Raw genomic sequence first — 16870 nt, 5'->3', positions numbered from 1 at the left:
TTGTGGGCGTAGGCTGTTCGCGGAGCCGGGCACTCGCGGTGTCCGCTCCGGTGTGGATCCGATGCGTGGTCACCCACACCGCTCGCTCGTGGATGCTCGACCCCGACCCGAGTAGGAGATTCGCATGGTCACCATCATCGGCGGCGGTATCGCCGGCACCGTCCTCGGCGGCGCCCTCGCCCGCGGCGGCGTCCCCGTCACCGTGTACGAACGGCGACCACGCGATGATATGGGCGGCGCGTTCCTGTTCATCGATGAACGCGGCCACCGCGCCCTGCACGATCTCGGCGTGGACGACGACGCCGTGCACGAGGCCTCCGCTCCGGTCCACTCACTCGAATACGTCGGCAGCAATGGGCGCCGCGCCGCGATGAGCCGCGGTCACCGATTCTGGCTGCGCAGCTCATTGATGCGGGTGCTCAACGACTTCCTCGCCACCTCGGACGCCGACCTCCGGTATGAACGCACGGTCACCGACGTGACCGTCGACGACTCCGGCCGCCACCTGATCCGGCACGACGACGGGTCGACGAGCCCGGCCGACGACATCGTCATCGCCGCCGACGGTATCGATTCGGTGGTCCGCGCCCGCCTCGAACCCGGTCGGCCCGCGGTCTACGCCGGAGACGTCGTCCTGTACGGGATGACCACCGGTCCGGTCGAACCCGACAGCGAACCCGACATCCTGCATTTCTTCGCCGAGCAGGACGCCACCGGCGCCGCGGCCAGTACGTTCGGCCACATCTGGCGGCCCGGCCACCCCGCCCACTGGTTCATCCGCATCGCCCGCGACCCCCTCGACGGGCCCGACGACCTCGGTATGCGGCCCACCGGTGAATGGGCCGACACCGTCACGAAGGCCACGCCGTCGATCGGTGACCTGGTCGGCGCGCTGCTCGCCCGGACCGATGAGGTGCACGTCAGCAACGCCCGCAACGTCCCCCTGGAAGCGGCTGCGCCGCCGACCCTTCCGGTCCTGCTGATCGGCGATGCCGACCACGCGATCACCCCGGCGGCCGGGGTCGGCGCCCGCGACGCCCTCGAGGACGCGGCAGCCGTCCACCGGGCGCTCACTACCGGCAGCTGTCCCGCCGAGGCGATGGCGCAGCGCCGCACCACGATCGTGGCGGACCGTCGCCAGGCAGTACGCGGACGGGCGAGCGTCTCCCGGTAACCGGATAACCAGGCGCCCGCACCGAATTCGCCGGGGCGGGCGGTCTACCGCGTCCGACGGCGACCAGGGGACCTGACGCCGACGACGATCCCCGCGAGCAGCGCCGCGCCACCGAGGACCCCCAAGGTGATCGGAACGATTCGGCCGAACAGCGACAACCGATCCAAACTCTCCTGGGTCACCGCCATCTGGGCGGCGATGGTGTCGTCGTCGAAGACGAGGTAGGACTTCAGCGCCGTGACGTCGATCTGCTCGGCGCTGCGCCCGTAGTACAGGTGGATCTGCTCGCTGCCTTTGAGGATGGCGCCGGTTCTCGGCTCGACCCACACGTCACGGGTATTGGTGTAGAAACGGGTCATCGTGACCGGGGCGTCGCCCTCCAGCCCCCATTTCGCCGCGGGGAGAGTGAGTTTGTTCGTCGCCGCCGGGAAGACCTCCCACATGTTCGTGACCGGAATGGTCTGGCGGAAGTGATAGACCGGCACACCACCGACCTCGGACTCATCGACGTAGTCGATATCGTGGGTGGCGCGGGCATTGAGATCGAAGTACGGGTAGGACTTCTTCTCGGTGCCGATCGGGAAGCGGTACTGCAAACCCGTGCGCTGCGACGGATCGGCCACCGAATCACCGGAGGTGTCGACGGTGAGCGCGATGGAACCGTTGGGGGACACCGGAATCGGCTCACCGGTCTTGCGGTCGATGGTGACGCGGTCGATCGAGGCGGTGAGCAGCCCGGTGTCTCCCTCGCGGTCGTCGCGGCGCAGGGTCTGCCCCGCCTGCACGGTCATCCGGTCGGCCCCCGATGGTTCCTCGACGGTCAGGAAACGCTGCGAGACGACCGGCACACCGCGGTCGACCCTGGCCGAGCCGGTGGGCGAGGTGAGCGATTTCGCGTCCAGCACCAGGCTTTCCTGATCGGGCAGGCTCCGGGCGACCGTGGTGATCTGTAAATCCAGCGGAGTCTTGGCGACCTTGCCGACGGTATAGGTGGGCACCATGACCGCTGCCGCGAGCAGCAGCGCGCCGAGGCCGATGAGCAGGCAGGACACGGTCCTGCGCGCGCCGCTCATCGGCGGCCGTAGGCGACGTCGCCCAGCTGCGACGAGCCGGGATCGGCGGCCGGTTCGAGGGCCGGGATCGAATTCTGCTGCACACCCGCGGTGATGCCGAAAACGGCTATCACCCCGAGGGTCGCGCCCGCCAGGCCACTGACCAGGCCGGGAACGGCTGACTTCATAGAACGGAACTCCAGTGTGTGGTGTCGGCTTCAGGCGACGGAGAAGAACCCGAGGGTCGGGGCGAAGGTGCAGGTGCGCACGGTCGAATCGGCGGCCGTGGTGGTGAGCGAACCGGAGATCACCGCCGCGACGCGCCCGGAACCGGTATCGGCCACGGCCGACAACGTGGCCGGACCGTCGGCATTGATCTCGGACGCAGTGGTCAGCGTCTGCACACCCGTCCGACGATTGTCGAGGTTGACCCACTGCACGGTCAGCGGTGCAGGCTGCACGGCCGCAGGGGTTTTGGTGCCGAGCGCGGTGAGAACGAACGCGGTCTGGCCCGCCCTGGGGCCGGGTGGCGGCAGATCCGCCGGGCCGGGCACGGCGAGCGCGGTGCCGATGGAATCGGAGGTGGGGCCGATGCACCCCCTACCGATGGTGGGGTAGAGGAACTGGGCGATCCGCGGACCGTCCGACGGCGGCAGTTCCGGGCCGCCGCCACCGCTGCCGTCGAGGAAGGTGATGACCCGCTCCAGCGTCGACCTGACCTGCGCGGGAATACCCGGCGTGGCGAGCAGTACCCGCGCCTGGGCCAGAATCGCCGTGGGTGCGCCACCGGCGATCGGGGTGGGGGCGGAGATCACGCCGACGATGGTCGGCGCCAGTGCGGCGAGCGTCTCGGAGGGCACGTTTTCCGCGATCGACGCGACGCCCGCCTGCTCGGCGGTCCGCGGTGCGGCCATGGTCGACGTCGGTGCGACGAGCGAAAAGCTCGCCGCGAGTGCGAGAGCGGACAGAGCGGTCCGCGATCCTCGGGTGCGCAGCACTGATGAGCCGTCCTTCTTTTCGTGGGCCGGTGATATCGACCCAGAAATGTCAGTGTGATCCCGGGTAACAGTTGATTGTGGATTCCGGGTCGGGACGGAAACGATCAGACCACGGTTTCCGGGCGGCGGCTCGCCGTCGCGGCGAATTTTGATTCTTCAACCGGACGACGCGGATTGATCGTAGATATCCACAATTCTCTTCCGGGGAATGTCTCGCAATAATCGCGCCGCCCTACCGGACGGTCGACCAGGCCGGTGGGCGTGCCGCGGCGGGGTCACGTGTAGCCGACCAGGCCCGACGCCAGATCGTCCACGTCGAGGGCCACCAGCGCGCGCTCACGCACCTGCGGGCACTGCTGGATCGTCATCTCGTCGATGAAGCCGGGGTCGTGAAGGATGAGCGCGTGCGCCGACTCGTACTCGGCCGCCCAGGCCCGTACATACCCTTCGAACGCGATCCGGCCGACGCCCGGCCCCTGTACGCGCCAGAAGTCGAGATCGACGAGGATCATGTCGCAGAGCTGTTCGGCCGCGGCCGGGCTCACCGTCCCGGGCGGAGCGGGAGTCGGTATCGGGGAGGTGTGATCGCCGTCGGAATCATTCGCGCACGCGCCGAGCGCCGCGGCAACAAAGATCACGCCAACCATGCGGCGGGCGGGTCGGCGACCGGAGAGCGAACTACTCATCGCGGTCCTCCTTTCCTACCGGGCATACCCCGCACACCGCCTTCGATGCAGCCGCACAGGCAAAGCGAGACCTGATCGAGCGCGGGCCGTTCGCGCCGCCGCGCCGCGGTAACGGTTTGGCGACGGGCTCGGTGGGGTAACCCTGGATGATGACGGTGATACAACGATCCGGCTCAGAGACACATCCGTGGAAGCGTTTTCGCTCGCTCGGATGCGCGTCCTCCGATGTCATATCGCCGTTACGAGGCGGTGTTTCCCGATGACGAGCGCACTTGCGGTGTTGCTGATACCGAGCGTGATCATCGTGCTGTTCGCGGTGATGTTGTATCGCCTCGACGCGAAATAATTCGCGGGGACATATTCATCGTCCGGCAGGATGTGCCGGACGTACGTCATGGTGGGCGAGGTGTCGAATTGTTCGCGGGATTCGATGGCGGCCTCGGGATCATGAGTTGTGCAAAAGCGGTCGAAAGGGGAGAAGGTTTGTCGTTGTCAACCCGGGAGCCGAAGAATCGAAATCCGGACAAGGGCTATGTGGCCTTGCTCGGCTGGAGTGTGAACGCCGTGGACGCCGTGGACCGGTTCGACCGGCGGTATGTCGTCGTGGCGCCGGAATGGGTACAGGGATACTGTGCCGAACACGGGATTCCCTATGTGCCATGGAATTTCGAACGTCTCAACGATCGGTCGATGGAGATCGCCGAGACGCTACAAGATATGGGGGTGGATGTCGCCATCCCGATCTTCGAGGAAACCGTCGAATGGGCGGGCGCGATCAATGCCGTGCTGCTGGGCAATCCCCGCCTGTTCGGGCAGGCGATGCTGCTACGCGACAAAGCGTTGATGAAACGCAGGGCGCAGCTCGGTGGCATCCGGGTCGGCATCTTCGAGGAGGCACACGAGCGTGACGATGTGATCCGTTTCCTGAAACGCGTCAACCAGACCCTGCTCAAGCTGGACGGCGACCCCAACGATCCGATCCACATCAAGGCCTTCGACAAGGCGGGCTGCCTCGGCCATCGGGTGATCCGCACCGCCGACGATATCGAGACGATCCCCGATGAGGAATTCCCGGTGCTGATGGAATCCCATCTCGACGGCTGGGAGTTCGCGGTCGAGGCGTGGATACACGACGGCAAGATCCGTTTCCTGAACATCTCCGAATACGTGACGCTCGGCTACTCGGTGTTCGTACCGGCCACACCGGAATTGGAGCGGTACCGGCCGGAGATCACCCGCCAGGTCGAGAAGCTGATCAAGACGTTCGATATCGAGTTCGGGTTCGTGCACCCGGAGTACTTCGTCACCAGCGACGGTGAGATGTATTTCGGTGAAGTCGCCTATCGGCCACCGGGTTTCAAGGTGTTCGAGCTGCTCGAGCGCGCGTACGGCTTCAATGCCTATCACGCGCTCGTCCTGGCCTTCGATCCGAGGACGACCGAGCAGGAGATCATGGATTTCTTCCCCAGGGAAGTGGTGGACGCGAAAGGGCATGCGGGCTGCTTCGGGGTGTATCCGCGCCGCCGGGTGGTCAACGAGCTGTCGATGCCGGAGGAGACCGAGGATCACGAGTACTTCGAATCCCATGAACTCACCTCGCCCCTGGAGGAGAAGGTCACCAAACGCACTGCGTTCGGCAACCATTGGGGCCTGCTGTACTTCTTCGGCGACGATCCGTACTGTCTGCGGGATCTGCTGAAGCGGCAGGAAGAACTCGATTTCTATATCTGATCCGTTCCACCGGAACGGCTCACGGGAGGAACCCTTGATTGAGTCCGCTCAGCAGCGATAGCGCAGCCCTGGACAGACGTGTGGCCCGGTTGGACGACGCCACGCGGTCACTCATGGACGCCAATGATTTCGGCAAGCATCTCAAACTGCCGCGGATATTCGAGGCGTTGCGTCAGGTATTGCTGCTGCCCGGCGGGTGCGCCGCGGTGCGCGAGCGCGCGGCCCGGCTCGAGGCCGCCGGGCTGTTCCTCGGCACCGATTGGGCGCGACCGCAGATCCTCCTCCCGACATTGAGCGCCGGTTCGCTCGGCAGCGCCAACGCCGACACCGTCGTGCTCGAGACCGTCAGCAACCTGCGCCTGCTGGCCGTCGCCAAGGGCGACTACCCGCACACGATGGTTTCCGCCGAACACGCCCACCACCACCTGTCGCAGGTGTTGGCGATCAATCTGTCCCTGCTGTTCACCCCGCCCACCGAGGCCGAGCGGGTGCGGCAGGGGCGGATGGCGCAGGTGTCACGGGCCCTGCTGCACCATCTCGTGGAGGAGGTGGGCTACGAGAAGGTGCTCGAGCATCTGGTGGACGAGATCTGGCGGATACTGCGGCAACGGCCCATCCAGGTCGAGCCGGTGAAGCGGATGATCACCCAGATCGCGGTGGCCCGCAACAATCCCGATATCGATCTCGGCGCCAGCGGTCTCGGCGCGGACCGCCTGATCAGCAGCCTCTACGCCACGACCGATGCGTGCCGGGAGGACCCGGGGGTCGAGGTGTATCGCGCTCGGCTGGAGAAAATGGACGACAGCGCGCTGCAATACGAGGCGGCGGGTTTCGCGCGGTCGATGCACGACACCGGCCTGGTATCGCCCTATCACGCGGTGCTGCTGCGTTTCCTCCAGGAAAAGGGCGAATATCTGCTCGCCGAGTCGATGGGCTTGTCCAGTACCGGCCGCGACTGCCTGCTCTGCTATCACGAACTGGTGCACAGCCTGATCGACGCGGCCGTGCACGTCGAAACCGCCCAGTGCATCTACGGACTCGCGCTCATGCTCGAACGCGGGATCCTCTATCAACCGCCGGTCGCGCCCGCGCTGTGGCGGCAACTGTCACTGCGCTTGTCGCCGACCGCGAGCGCCCGGCTGACGCAGGTCTACGGGCCGGTGCCGTCGGCACGCGCCTGGCTGGTGTCGGGCATGTTGTCGATTCTCGGGCTGCCCCTCGGCGTCGGCCAGGGCGATAATCCCACCTGTCAATCGGCGCGCGCACTGTCGATGTGGGCCTACAACGATCCCGACTATCTCCTACAGACCTTGGCGTGGGCGGCGCGTGACGACGAGATCGTCATGCATTTCGAGGGACAACTGATCTCCTCGAAAGACAGCGACGGGGGAGTCGCCACCACGCTGCCGCTCGATCTGGACCCGGTATCACTGCTGGTGGTTCCCCATCTGGATCGCATCTATGCCGAAATGGGACGCTGCTGCGTGGGCCGGGAAGGCGATCCGCACCGGTGGATCAATCCCGAGTTCCACGGCTGGTGGTCGGGACGAGGCTTCCGCATCAACGTCGACGTGGCGACCGGGCAGCTCACCGACCTCGACGAATTCCTGCGCCACTTCTACGCCTGCTACCACCCCTTCCACAACGGCAACCAGCCCCTGATCCACCCGCAACCGGCCGGTATCGCCGTCACCGACAGCGCGGCCCGCTTCGTCGGCTGGCACGCCATCACCATCCTGCGGGTCACTCTGGACCCGCAGGAGACGATGCGGGTCTACTTCTACAACCCCAACAACGACAGCGGCCAGGACTGGGGCGACGGCGTCGTCGTCGGTACGGCCGGGCACGGTGAACGCTTCGGTGAAGCGTCGCTACCTTTCGACCAGTTCGCCTCGCGCCTCTACATCTTCCATTTCGACCCGCTGGAATCGGGCGAACCGGCTTCGGTGGACCGGGCCGAACTCGACAGCGTCATCGGCTACGTGCATCGGAGTTGGGGCGCGGACCGACTGCCGGATATCTCGGAGGGTGCGGAACCGCCCGACTCGAACTGACACTGTGCCTATTCGATGAGGTTTTCGCTCTTCAGCCAGTCGTAGGCGACATCGGCCGGGTCCTCGCCGTCGATGTCCACGCGCCCGTTCAGTTCCTGCATCAGATCGTCGGTGAGCCGCTCGGAGATCACGGCCAGCAGCGGGCGCAATTCCGGGGTGCCGTCGATGACGACGCCGCGCACCACGGCCGTACCGCTGTAGGGCAGGAAGAACTTCTTGTCATCGTCGAGAACCCGCAGATTCAGGTTCTTGACCCGGCCGTCGGTGGTGTAGATCATGCCGAAATTGCAGGGGGCGCCCTTGGCGGTCGCGGTGTAGACGACGCCCGCGTCCATGCGGGTCACATTCCCGGACGGGACACCGTTGGGATCGTTGTAGGGGATGCCGTACTTGTCCAGCATCGGCAGGAATCCGTCGGAGCGACTGAAGAATTCGTCGTCCACGCAGAATGTGCGATCCGCGACGGGCAGCGCCGCGACATCCGACAGCGACTTCACCTGCAACCGTTCGGCATTCGGTGTGGATGCGCCGAAAGCATAGGTGTCGTTGAAATTGGCGGGCGGAAGCCATTCGAGATCGTGTTCGCTTCGCTCGATATCGTGCACGCGCTGCCAGAGTTCGGTGGGATCGGAGATCGTCTCGGTCTGATTGTGGTAGTTCACCCATCCGGTGCCGGTGTATTCCCAGAGCACATCGGCGTCGCCGTTGAGCTGGGCCTGCCGCGAGGACGCCGAACCGGGCGCACCGGTCAGATCGGTGATGTCGGCGCCCGCGGCGGCCAGATAGGTGGCGGTGATCTTGCCGAGCAGCACACCCTCGGTGAAGCTCTTCGACGTGACCACCAGCTTCGTGCCCTGCAACGGCTGTTCGCCGCCGGGCAGCCGCGCGTCGTGGAAGGTGCCCGATGAACTCACCAGACCGCAGCCAGCGAGCATCGACACCGTCACCGCCAGCGCGGACATCAGCGTGGCCAGCCGGGCCCGTGGCGAACTCATGAGATACCTCGCGGGGTCGCGGCCAGCTCCACCAGGCGGCCGAGCCAATCGATGATCAGGGCCAGCAGCCCGACCAGGATCGCGCCGGAGATCAGCAGTTTCGGCAGGAACAGGGTGACGCCGGTGGTGATCAAGGTGCCGAGGCTGGTCGCGCCGATGAACGTGCTCAGCGTGGCGGTGCCCACCAGGATCACCAGCGCGGTGCGCACACCGTTGAGGATCACCGGCACCGCGAGCGGCAACTCCACCTGGAACAGCGTTCTGGAGGCCGAATAGCCGATACCGCGGGAGGCCTCGATGGTGCGCTGATCCACCTGCCGCAACCCGACGATCGTGTTCTGCAAGATCGGCAGGATCGCGTACACGACCAGACCGACGATCGCCGTGCGGAATCCGGTGCCGAGCCAGAAGGTGAACAGCACGAGCAGACCGACGGCGGGCGCGGCCTGCCCGATATTGGCGATATTGACGGCGATGGGCTCGAACCGTTTCAACGCGGGCCGGGTGAGCGCGATGCCGAGCGGAATCGCGACCACCACCACGATCAGCGTCGCCACCACCGTGAGCCGGATGTGTTCGAGGATCGTGGTCTGGAGGTTGTCCCAACCGAGGGAGGCCTGTTCGGTGGGGGTGAGCGTGGTCGACCGGTACCACAGGACGTAGCCGATGCCGATGACGAGGATGATGATCGGCTCGAACCACACGTCGAGCGGGACGCGGCGCAGGCGGTTCATGACGGTCCGGCCGATCCGGGCTCGTCGTCGGCGGCGACCACCGGTGTCGGCGCCGGATCGGTGCCGTCGACGTAGGTTTCGTAGGACAGGTCCGGTTCGGCGGCGCGGCCTTCGGCGAGTTTGGTCTGGATCACGTCGGTCACCGCGCCGATGGCGAGCGATCCGATCACCGCGCCGCGTCCATCGGTGACGAGGGTGGCGCCCTGGCTGGCCGCGAGCATGGCGTCGAGCGCGTCGTTGAGGGTCGAGGACTGCGCGACCACGGGCAGGCGCCGGTCCAGGTAGTCCGACACCTCGGGTTTGCTCGCCACCTCCGTGAGGGTGGGCCATGAGCGCGGCCGTCCCGCATCGTCGACGACGACCACCCAGGTGTGCCCGGCGGCCCGCGCACGGTCGATCACCTGCTGCGCGGGTTCGCCGATGCGCGCGGTGATCACCTCGTCGTGGGCGACATCGCGCACCCGCGACACCGTCAGATAGGCGAGTTTCGCACCGGACCCGACGAATTCCTCCACGAACGGCGTCGCCGGATCGGTGAGGATCTCCTCCGGGGTCGCGTACTGCTCGACGTGCCCGCCCTCGGACAGGATGAGCACCTTGTCACCGAGTTTGGTGGCCTCCTCGAAATCGTGGGTGACGATCACGATGGTCTTGCCGAGTTCGTGCTGGATCGCGATCAGGCTGTCCTGCAAACGAACCCGAGTGATCGGGTCGACCGCGCCGAACGGTTCGTCCATGAGCAGCACCGGCGGGTCGGCGGCCAGCGCGCGGGCCACGCCGACGCGCTGCTGCTGGCCGCCGGACATGTCCTTGGGTAGCCGGTCGGCGAAGGTGTCGGGGTCGAGACCCACCAGGTCGAGCAGATATTCGGTGCGTTCGGCGATCCGCTGTTTGTCCCAGCCGAGTACGCGGGGGATCGCGCCGATGTTTTTGGCGACCGACCAGTGCGGGAACAGGCCACCGGACTGGATGACGTATCCGATCGACTGGCGCAGCTTGTCGGGATCTTCCTTGGTGACATCGCGGCCATCGATGAAGATGCGGCCCTCGGTGGGTTCGATCAACCGGTTGATCATCTTCAGCGTGGTGGTCTTACCGCAGCCGGACGGGCCGACGAACGCGACGATCCGGCCCGCCTCGATCTCGAGGTCGAGACGTTGGACAGCGGGCTTGTCCTGGCCCTTATAGCGTTTGACGACGGCGTCGAGCTTGATGGACGCACCGGTCACATTGCGCTCGGGGACCGCGGGTCGATCGGTCACAGCGTCGGTCATGAGAGTCCCTTTGCGATGGTGAGGCGTCCGAGCAGGACGAGCAGCGCGTCGAAGACCAACGCGATGGCGACGATGAGCAGCGTTCCGGTCAGCGCCATTTCGAGCGCGTTGGCCCCACCCAGCCGGGAAAGGCCGTTGAAGATCAGCGATCCGAGGCCGGGGCCGAGCACATAGGCGACGATGGCGGCCACACCGACGATCATTTGCGTGGACACCCGGATACCGGTGAGGATCACCGGCCAGGCGATCGGCAATTCGACGGTCAGTAGAATGCGCCACCGGGAAAAGCCGATACCGCGCGCCGATTCGATGACCGAGGCGGGCACCGAGCGTAAACCGACGATCGCGTTCCCGATCACGGGCAGCGCCGCGAAGAATGCCAGCATCAGAAACGACGGCACGACGCCCAGCCCGAACGGGACCAGCAGCAACGCGAGCAATGCCAGCGAAGGAATCGTCAACGCGACCCGGCTGGAGGTCAGCGACAGCGCCGACAACAGCGGAAGCCGATAGACCGCCACCGCGATGAGCACGGCGACAACTGTACCGACGAGCACCGTCTGAAATGCCAGGGACGCGTGCTGATAGGTGAGGAAAGCCAGAACTTCACCCCGCCCCTGGATATAGCTCCACAAATTCACGCCGATTCCCATCGTCAGCCGAAGATCAGTCGGTACTGTGTCCGCGCGAAATTACCGAACTCGTGAGCCGTCACAGGGTAATCGATACCCGGGCGTTCGGTTCAGAAACGTCACGTGCCGGGCGATTCGGCAGACGGACCTCTCACGCCGCCCGCGGGAGTGCGGTCTCACTGGCATAGGGCTCGGCATCGCCGGTGATCACGGTGCTCGGCCTGCCGTCCACGCCTACCGGGACCGCGCCCGCGAGGGTGATGCGGGTCAGTTTCCGGTGCTCGGTGCTGTCGTAGTCGTCCACGGCGTAATGCTGGGTGGCGCGGTTGTCCCAGATGGCGACATCGCCGAGCGCCCAGTTCCAGCGGGTGGTGTGTTCGAGCCGGGTCACCCGATCCTGGAACAGCCGGAACAGTGCGCGTGATTCGCTGCCGGTGAGGCCGGTGATCTCCTTGACGAAGCAGCCCAGCAGCAGGGCGCGTTCCCCGGTCTCCGGGTGCACCTCCACCACGGGGTGTTCGGTCTCGAAATAGGTGGACTCGAATTCGCGCTGGTAGGCCCGTGCGCTTTCGTCGGGCAGGTTTTCGGTGGTCACGGCGTAGTCGTATCGGTTGGAGTGGCGTGCGCGCAGACTCTCGGCGAGGAGCTTGAGCGGTTCCGGCAGCGAGTTGTACGCGGCGACCGTGGAGGCCCAGGTGGTGGAGCCGCCGTAGCTGGGCAACGTCACCGCCCGCAGGATCGACGCCTGGGGGACGCGGTCGACGAAGGTGACATCGGTGTGCCAGACATTGGAGCGGCCGTGCTGGGAGTCGATGGCCAGGCTCTTCGCGCCCGCCGAGGTGAGGGTCGGGTGCGGTGTGGTGGGGTTGCCGAGCAGCTGCGCGAACTCGTACTGCCCGTCCTCGGTGAGGTGGTGCTGATCGCGGAAGAAGATCACCTTGTGTTCATGCAGCGCGCCGCGGATGGCGGCCACGGTCTGTTCGTCCAGGTCACCGCCGAGGCGGACCCCGTTCACCTGTGCGCCGATGTGTCGGCCGAGTTTGACCACCTGCACGGTGGTCGCGGTATCAGCGGTGTCATCGACGGACATGCCGTGGCCCTCTCCTTCGAACTGGACGGTCGCCAGGACACGAAACCATCCGGGACCAGCGCCGACCAGCATTACGGTCACGCCGATCGAAACCGGGGACAGTCACGGCAGCGGCGCGGAGGTCCGGCGCGAGCCATGTTGCCCCAGCGATCACCTTCGCCATCGCACGTGCGGCGAGCGCCGTGGTCGAAGCCCGCGTGAATTCGTGGCCCTCGAGAATGCGGTCGCGGACGTACTGGCGTTGCATCGCCGACATGGCAGCCAGCACGGTGAACACCACCCCGACGGGTCGTACAAGCCTGGAGTTCACCGGCCACGGGCCGCGGCGGTCAGGTCACCGGAGGCCGATCGAACCTGCCAGGAACGGCCAGGAACGGTGCAGATCGTCTTCCCAGTAGCCCCAGGAGTGGGTGCCGACGGGCCGGTCGTCGAAGGTGACCGGGATGCCGAGGTCGCGCAGCTTGTTCGTCAGGTTCACCGTGCAGAAGTGGATCGCGGCCTCGATCGGTGCGCCGAAGGCGATCTGCACCGGCAGCGGGATGCGCCCCTCCATGACCCGCCGATCGGCCGGAGTGTCGTGTGGCGCGGCTGGAACTCCGCTGCCGGAGCTGAGGTACACCGCCGTCCCACGCAATCGCTCTGCATTGAGCAGGGGATCGTTGGCGCGCCACAGCGGGCCGCCGCGCGGGCCCCACATGTTCTCGACGCTGCGTGCCCCGCTCCAGTTCTCCACCGTGATCCGAACGAACTCCTGTCCGATCGGATCGGATGTCTGCGCGCACCCGCTGTAGGAGGCGACGCTGCGCCAGAAGCCCGGTTTGGCGATCGCCAGGTTCAATACCGATGTGCCGCTCATGGATACGCCCGCCAGCGTGCGCTCGCCGTTCGCGCCGAGGAATGCCTCGATGGCCGGTGGGAGTTCGTCGTTGAGGAAGGTCTGCCATTTGTTGCGGCCGAGCACCGGATCGTCGTTCACCCAATCGGTGTAGTACGAACCCGCCCCACCCACCGGCACCACCACGTTGACGTCCTTGTCGCGCAGGAAGGTCATCGCATCGGTCTGTGCGTCCCAGCCACTCTCGTTCGGACCGCCCTGCGACCCGTTGAGCAGATACATCGTCGGCCGCGGTGCGTCGGCCGCGGCGCGCAGGACCTGCACCGGGATCGGCCTGCCCATCGCCGGTGAATAGACCGTCACGTTCTGCTGTCGGCCGTCGACCTGCTGCACCGAGTCGACGCGCGGCGCATCGGGCGCGGCGACCGCCGTACTCGTCACGCCGACCGAGCCTGTCGCGGCGAATGTGGCGGCAAGCATCCAGCGGATGGCCGCCGTTCGCCTGGATCGCGGTGTTGTCACTGTCGAGCCCCTATCGCATGGTGTGTCGACGCCCCGGCTGGGTCGCGTAGGTAAGGATTCGTGCTGCGACGGTCTGCGGTTTGGTCGGGAAGGGGACGAGAGTGGATCGGTGGTGGCACTAGACACCGATATCCCGCAGCTGTCACCGCATGCATCGAGGCCGGTGGCGATGCGGACACGACTGCCACTCTGGTCGCTGGATTCGTGGTCGCCGACAGTCCGGTAGCCGGGGAAGCGCTCCCGGCGGTGAGTCCTGCCCGCTGGCGGCGTCTGTTCCGGTCTCTGGGACACCTCGCCCTGTCGTGCGCGTAACCGGGAGAGGATGGTGAGACTGTATTCCGCTCGTCGTCGGCGGGCGGCGAAGCGATCGGTCGAGGAGCCTGTTGGGTATGCGGGGAATCAATCACGTCGTGCTGTATGTGTCGGACCTGGATCGCAGTCTCGCTTTCTATGAAGGGGTGCTCGGCTTCCAGCGGCTGGCCGAAGGGTTTCCCGGTGGGGCGTTCCTGCGGCATGCGGGTTCGGCCAACGATCACGATCTCGGGCTGTTCCAGTCACGCCGTGCCGCGGCCACCGTTCCCGGTTCGGTCGGGCTGTATCACGTGGCCTGGGAGGTCGATACGCTCGCCGAACTCGCGGCCATGCGTGCGGCATTGGCGGAGGCCGGTGCGCTCACCGGGGCCGGGGATCATGGTTCGACCAAGGCGCTGTACGGCCGCGACCCGGACGGTATCGAGTTCGAGGTGTGCTGGCTGGTGCCGGATGAACAGGTCGAAGCCGCGCTGCGCCCCGGCGTGTCGTTGACCGGGCCGCTGGACCTCGCCGCCGAGATCGAACGGTACGGCGCGGACACGCCGGGTGGACCGCGCACCGACCCCGCCGTATGGGCGCGCGTCGCGGCGCAGCACGCCGCGCACCGGGGTTCCTGACGAGCCGGTGCGCGGCGTCGGCGAAGTGAAAGGTGTTCGGTCGATGCCCGATTCGATGTGTCGGGCGGGCTGTCGCTAATTGAGGGCGTTGAGGTCCACCAGGGTCGCGAAGATGGCGGCGCCGTGTTCGGTGCCCTCGGCTCCCGACAGGATCGAATCGAGTAAGGGTGCGTTGGCCAGCATCCCGGCGCCGTAATGTCCGGTATCCCGTGCACTGGAAATGACGGCGTAGATGACCGAGGCGTACACCTTCGATCGCGGCACCCGGAGATTCGCGATGGTGTCCAGCCGGGCATCCACCGCGTCTATCACATCGCGGAGGACATCGATTTCGATATCGCGCAATCGGTCCACGGCTCAGTACCCGAATTTCATGCGACCCGACGGTGCGAGGCGTTTCTGTTGCACCAGTAAGGTTTTCGCCTGCGATTTGATCGCACACACGGTGACCGGGCAGTCGATGTGCTCCTGCATCACCCGGTGCGCGAGCTCGACGGTCATGGTCAGCACCGCATGGTGGCGAAAAGGGGGAAGGGCGTTCATAATTGCTGGCACCTCCGGTGTCGTAATCGGCTGGTGTGCCCCGAGCGCCAGGGGTCCGGTGGGGTCGGACCTCGCCTCGCGCTCGGAGCTGTACCCAGTAGACGCGCCGCGCAAGGTTTTTGGAATGTGCACGATCGTGTTTCTTCTGCCGAGTTGCCAAGATTCTGCGGTGGGCCGACACGCGACCGCATGCTCCATGACGAGGCGTTCCATAATTCGAACAATCCGATAGCGAGGCTAACGACATGGCAGCGGGGTCGACACTCCCTCAACGGGCGGCCGGGCGGGAACTGCGCAGGTTGCGGATGCGGGCGGGCAAGAGCCAGACAGCGGCGGGCAAGGTCATCGAGATCTCGCCGCAAACGATCGGACGGATGGAGGACGGACTACCGACCAAACTGTCACGGGTGTATGTCAACGCCCTGTGCGATGAGTACGGGGCGACCCAGGTCGAGCGAGAGCGGTTGCTGACGCTGGCCGCGGAGGTCGAGGAGGCGAAGAAGGCTGGAAACGGGTGGTGGAGGAGCTATCCGGTTGCACCGAAGTTCGACCACTACCTTGGATTGGAGGACGCCGCACAAACGATCACGACATTCCAGCTGACCCTCGTGCATGGGCTCCTACAGATCCCGGAGTACCGGCGGGACATGATCTGGGTCTCCAACCCGACCATGCCGACCGTCGAGGTGGAGCAGCGAGTCGAGTTGGCGACACGGCGGCAAGCGAAGCTGGATCAGGATGGGTTCAGTATGAACGTCATCCTGTCGGAGGCGGCACTCCGGCACCGGGTGGGCGGGCCATCTGTGATGGCGCGGCAGCTCCGGCATCTGGCGGACGTCGGAAACCGGGCGAACATCTCTATCCGGGTCGTGCCGCTGTCCGTTGACGGGCACATTGGACTTCAAGTCGGTTCGTTCACGTTGCTGGAGTTCCCACCCCTGCCATCGTCGCGGATGATCGAGCCCCCTGTGGTTTACGTGGAGGAGTACACCGGGCATCTCTATCTGGAGCAGGAGGCCGAGATTCAGCGATATCGGGACGCCTGGGCAGGGCTCCAGCGTGTAGCGTTGGACGAACAAGACACCAGGTCGCTGATCCTGGAGATAGCAAAGGAGTTCGAGGCGTGAGCGTTGATCTGTCCGGAGCGAACTGGTTCAAGAGCAGCCGGTCGGAACACGCGAACGCGTGTGTGGAAGTTGCCCACCTCGACGGAGGCGCGGTCGGTGTCCGTGACTCTAAGAACCCGACGGGTCCGGCTTTGGTGTTCACTCCGGCCGAGTGGGACGCGTTCCTTGGCGACGCGACCACTGGAATGTTCGACCACGCGTGAAGCGTGGGGTCATGCGAAATCTGCTCGACGGTGAGGAGTTCGAGGCATGAGTGTTGATCTGTCCGGTGCCCGTTGGTTCAAGAGCAGCCGCTCTGCGGACGCGAATGCTTGTGTGGAGGTCGCGCATCTCCAGGAGGGCATGGTCGGCGTTCGGGACTCGAAGAATCCGACCGGTCCGGCTCTGGTGTTCGCCCCGGCCGAATGGGACGCCTTCCTGGGCGACGCCGCAGGTGGTGTGTTCGACCACGCCTGAAGTATGGATCGCACCAAATCCGCTCGACGGTAAGGAGC

At 65.9% G+C, this 16870-nt stretch carries 19 protein-coding genes; 7 read left to right on the top strand and 12 right to left on the bottom strand.

Features of this window, described 5'->3' with window-relative positions; genetic code table 11:
- Positions 1 to 124 precede the first annotated feature (124 nt).
- On the top strand, positions 125 to 1174 hold the full coding sequence (locus QH168_RS19010; RefSeq protein ID WP_280236059.1) for an FAD-dependent oxidoreductase: 1050 nt from the start codon (positions 125 to 127) through the stop codon (positions 1172 to 1174).
- Between the two features lie 44 nt (positions 1175 to 1218).
- Here QH168_RS19010 and QH168_RS19005 read toward each other — a convergent pair whose 3' ends face one another.
- The 4 genes from QH168_RS19005 to QH168_RS18990 all read right to left on the bottom strand — a co-directional run bounded on the left by QH168_RS19005 (position 1219) and on the right by QH168_RS18990 (position 3871).
- The gene (locus QH168_RS19005; protein ID WP_280236058.1) at positions 1219 to 2247 is read right to left on the bottom strand and encodes a DUF3068 domain-containing protein; all 1029 of its coding nucleotides are present in this window, start codon (positions 2245 to 2247) and stop codon (positions 1219 to 1221) included.
- Positions 2244 to 2414, bottom strand: coding sequence for a DUF2613 domain-containing protein (locus QH168_RS19000; RefSeq protein ID WP_280236057.1), 171 nt, complete (start codon positions 2412 to 2414; stop codon positions 2244 to 2246). The genes QH168_RS19005 and QH168_RS19000 overlap by 4 nt, the downstream gene beginning before the upstream one ends.
- 30 nt (positions 2415 to 2444) lie before the next feature.
- A complete protein-coding gene (locus tag QH168_RS18995) occupies positions 2445 to 3224 on the bottom strand; it encodes an Rv1157c family protein (protein ID WP_280236056.1) in 780 nt (259 codons plus the stop codon).
- Positions 3225 to 3499: 275 nt separating this feature from the next.
- Positions 3500 to 3871, bottom strand: a complete 372-nt coding sequence (locus tag QH168_RS18990; protein ID WP_280236055.1) for a hypothetical protein — start codon at positions 3869 to 3871, stop codon at positions 3500 to 3502.
- A 729-nt stretch (positions 3872 to 4600) separates the two neighbouring features.
- Here QH168_RS18990 and QH168_RS18985 point away from each other — a divergent pair.
- Both QH168_RS18985 and QH168_RS18980 read left to right on the top strand, forming a co-directional pair.
- A complete protein-coding gene (locus tag QH168_RS18985; RefSeq protein ID WP_432421134.1) occupies positions 4601 to 5641 on the top strand; it encodes an ATP-grasp domain-containing protein in 1041 nt (346 codons plus the stop codon).
- A 113-nt stretch (positions 5642 to 5754) separates the two neighbouring features.
- Positions 5755 to 7695 (top strand): hypothetical protein, encoded by a 1941-nt coding sequence (locus tag QH168_RS18980; protein ID WP_280236052.1) that lies wholly within the window; start codon positions 5755 to 5757, stop codon positions 7693 to 7695.
- A gap of 8 nt (positions 7696 to 7703) precedes the next feature.
- Here the strand turns inward: QH168_RS18980 and QH168_RS18975 are convergent, their stop codons facing one another.
- The 6 genes from QH168_RS18975 to QH168_RS18950 form a co-directional block, all read right to left on the bottom strand.
- On the bottom strand, positions 7704 to 8690 hold the full coding sequence (locus tag QH168_RS18975) for a glycine betaine ABC transporter substrate-binding protein (protein WP_280236050.1): 987 nt from the start codon (positions 8688 to 8690) through the stop codon (positions 7704 to 7706).
- A complete protein-coding gene (locus QH168_RS18970; RefSeq protein ID WP_280236049.1) occupies positions 8687 to 9424 on the bottom strand; it encodes an ABC transporter permease in 738 nt (245 codons plus the stop codon). Before QH168_RS18970 ends, QH168_RS18975 begins: the two co-directional genes overlap by 4 nt.
- Positions 9421 to 10698 (bottom strand): ATP-binding cassette domain-containing protein, encoded by a 1278-nt coding sequence (locus tag QH168_RS18965; protein WP_280236047.1) that lies wholly within the window; start codon positions 10696 to 10698, stop codon positions 9421 to 9423. The genes QH168_RS18970 and QH168_RS18965 overlap by 4 nt, the downstream gene beginning before the upstream one ends.
- Positions 10695 to 11339 carry an ABC transporter permease gene (locus QH168_RS18960; protein WP_432421129.1) on the bottom strand — a complete coding sequence of 215 codons (645 nt, stop codon included), beginning with the start codon at positions 11337 to 11339 and terminating at the stop codon, positions 10695 to 10697. The genes QH168_RS18965 and QH168_RS18960 overlap by 4 nt, the downstream gene beginning before the upstream one ends.
- Before the next feature lie 142 nt (positions 11340 to 11481).
- On the bottom strand, positions 11482 to 12420 hold the full coding sequence (locus tag QH168_RS18955) for a TauD/TfdA dioxygenase family protein (protein ID WP_280236045.1): 939 nt from the start codon (positions 12418 to 12420) through the stop codon (positions 11482 to 11484).
- Between the two features lie 334 nt (positions 12421 to 12754).
- Positions 12755 to 13735, bottom strand: coding sequence for an alpha/beta hydrolase (locus QH168_RS18950; protein WP_432421133.1), 981 nt, complete (start codon positions 13733 to 13735; stop codon positions 12755 to 12757).
- A gap of 431 nt (positions 13736 to 14166) precedes the next feature.
- Between QH168_RS18950 and QH168_RS18945 the strand changes: the two genes are divergently transcribed.
- On the top strand, positions 14167 to 14706 hold the full coding sequence (locus tag QH168_RS18945) for a VOC family protein (protein ID WP_280236043.1): 540 nt from the start codon (positions 14167 to 14169) through the stop codon (positions 14704 to 14706).
- A gap of 75 nt (positions 14707 to 14781) precedes the next feature.
- On the opposite strand, the gene QH168_RS18940 is transcribed toward QH168_RS18945, so the two are convergent.
- Positions 14782 to 15060 (bottom strand): hypothetical protein, encoded by a 279-nt coding sequence (locus QH168_RS18940; protein WP_280236041.1) that lies wholly within the window; start codon positions 15058 to 15060, stop codon positions 14782 to 14784.
- Positions 15061 to 15063: 3 nt separating this feature from the next.
- Complete coding sequence (locus QH168_RS18935) at positions 15064 to 15462, bottom strand: hypothetical protein (RefSeq protein ID WP_280236040.1); 399 nt, start codon at positions 15460 to 15462, stop codon at positions 15064 to 15066.
- Positions 15463 to 15494: 32 nt separating this feature from the next.
- Here QH168_RS18935 and QH168_RS18930 point away from each other — a divergent pair, with 32 nt between their 5' ends.
- Genes QH168_RS18930 through QH168_RS18920 form a run of 3 tightly spaced genes read left to right on the top strand, consistent with a single transcriptional unit; the run spans position 15495 to position 16832 of the window.
- The gene (locus tag QH168_RS18930) at positions 15495 to 16376 is read left to right on the top strand and encodes a helix-turn-helix domain-containing protein (protein ID WP_280236039.1); all 882 of its coding nucleotides are present in this window, start codon (positions 15495 to 15497) and stop codon (positions 16374 to 16376) included.
- Positions 16373 to 16579, top strand: a complete 207-nt coding sequence (locus QH168_RS18925; RefSeq protein WP_280236038.1) for a DUF397 domain-containing protein — start codon at positions 16373 to 16375, stop codon at positions 16577 to 16579. Before QH168_RS18930 ends, QH168_RS18925 begins: the two co-directional genes overlap by 4 nt.
- Before the next feature lie 46 nt (positions 16580 to 16625).
- Complete coding sequence (locus tag QH168_RS18920) at positions 16626 to 16832, top strand: DUF397 domain-containing protein (protein WP_280236037.1); 207 nt, start codon at positions 16626 to 16628, stop codon at positions 16830 to 16832.
- Positions 16833 to 16870: the final 38 nt, after the last annotated feature.

Source organism: Nocardia cyriacigeorgica, assembly GCF_029868385.1.
In the GTDB taxonomy this organism is placed as follows: domain Bacteria; phylum Actinomycetota; class Actinomycetes; order Mycobacteriales; family Mycobacteriaceae; genus Nocardia; species Nocardia cyriacigeorgica_F.
This window is presented reverse-complemented; position numbering and strand designations above follow the sequence as displayed.

Bases quoted from the DNA above. Each gene is read 5' to 3' on its own strand.
- QH168_RS19010 (WP_280236059.1), top strand. From the start codon at position 125: ATGGTCACCATCATCGGCGGCGGTATCGCCGGCACCGTCCTCGGCGGC.
- QH168_RS19005 (WP_280236058.1), bottom strand. From the start codon at position 2,247: ATGAGCGGCGCGCGCAGGACCGTGTCCTGCCTGCTCATCGGCCTCGGC.
- QH168_RS19000 (WP_280236057.1), bottom strand. From the start codon at position 2,414: ATGAAGTCAGCCGTTCCCGGCCTGGTCAGTGGCCTGGCGGGCGCGACC.
- QH168_RS18990 (WP_280236055.1), bottom strand. From the start codon at position 3,871: ATGGTTGGCGTGATCTTTGTTGCCGCGGCGCTCGGCGCGTGCGCGAAT.
- QH168_RS18985 (WP_432421134.1), top strand. From the start codon at position 4,601: ATGGAGATCGCCGAGACGCTACAAGATATGGGGGTGGATGTCGCCATC.
- QH168_RS18980 (WP_280236052.1), top strand. From the start codon at position 5,755: ATGGACGCCAATGATTTCGGCAAGCATCTCAAACTGCCGCGGATATTC.
- QH168_RS18975 (WP_280236050.1), bottom strand. From the start codon at position 8,690: ATGAGTTCGCCACGGGCCCGGCTGGCCACGCTGATGTCCGCGCTGGCG.
- QH168_RS18970 (WP_280236049.1), bottom strand. From the start codon at position 9,424: ATGAACCGCCTGCGCCGCGTCCCGCTCGACGTGTGGTTCGAGCCGATC.
- QH168_RS18965 (WP_280236047.1), bottom strand. From the start codon at position 10,698: ATGACCGACGCTGTGACCGATCGACCCGCGGTCCCCGAGCGCAATGTG.
- QH168_RS18955 (WP_280236045.1), bottom strand. From the start codon at position 12,420: ATGTCCGTCGATGACACCGCTGATACCGCGACCACCGTGCAGGTGGTC.
- QH168_RS18950 (WP_432421133.1), bottom strand. From the start codon at position 13,735: ATGCTTGCCGCCACATTCGCCGCGACAGGCTCGGTCGGCGTGACGAGT.
- QH168_RS18945 (WP_280236043.1), top strand. From the start codon at position 14,167: ATGCGGGGAATCAATCACGTCGTGCTGTATGTGTCGGACCTGGATCGC.
- QH168_RS18935 (WP_280236040.1), bottom strand. From the start codon at position 15,462: ATGGAACGCCTCGTCATGGAGCATGCGGTCGCGTGTCGGCCCACCGCA.
- QH168_RS18930 (WP_280236039.1), top strand. From the start codon at position 15,495: ATGGCAGCGGGGTCGACACTCCCTCAACGGGCGGCCGGGCGGGAACTG.
- QH168_RS18920 (WP_280236037.1), top strand. From the start codon at position 16,626: ATGAGTGTTGATCTGTCCGGTGCCCGTTGGTTCAAGAGCAGCCGCTCT.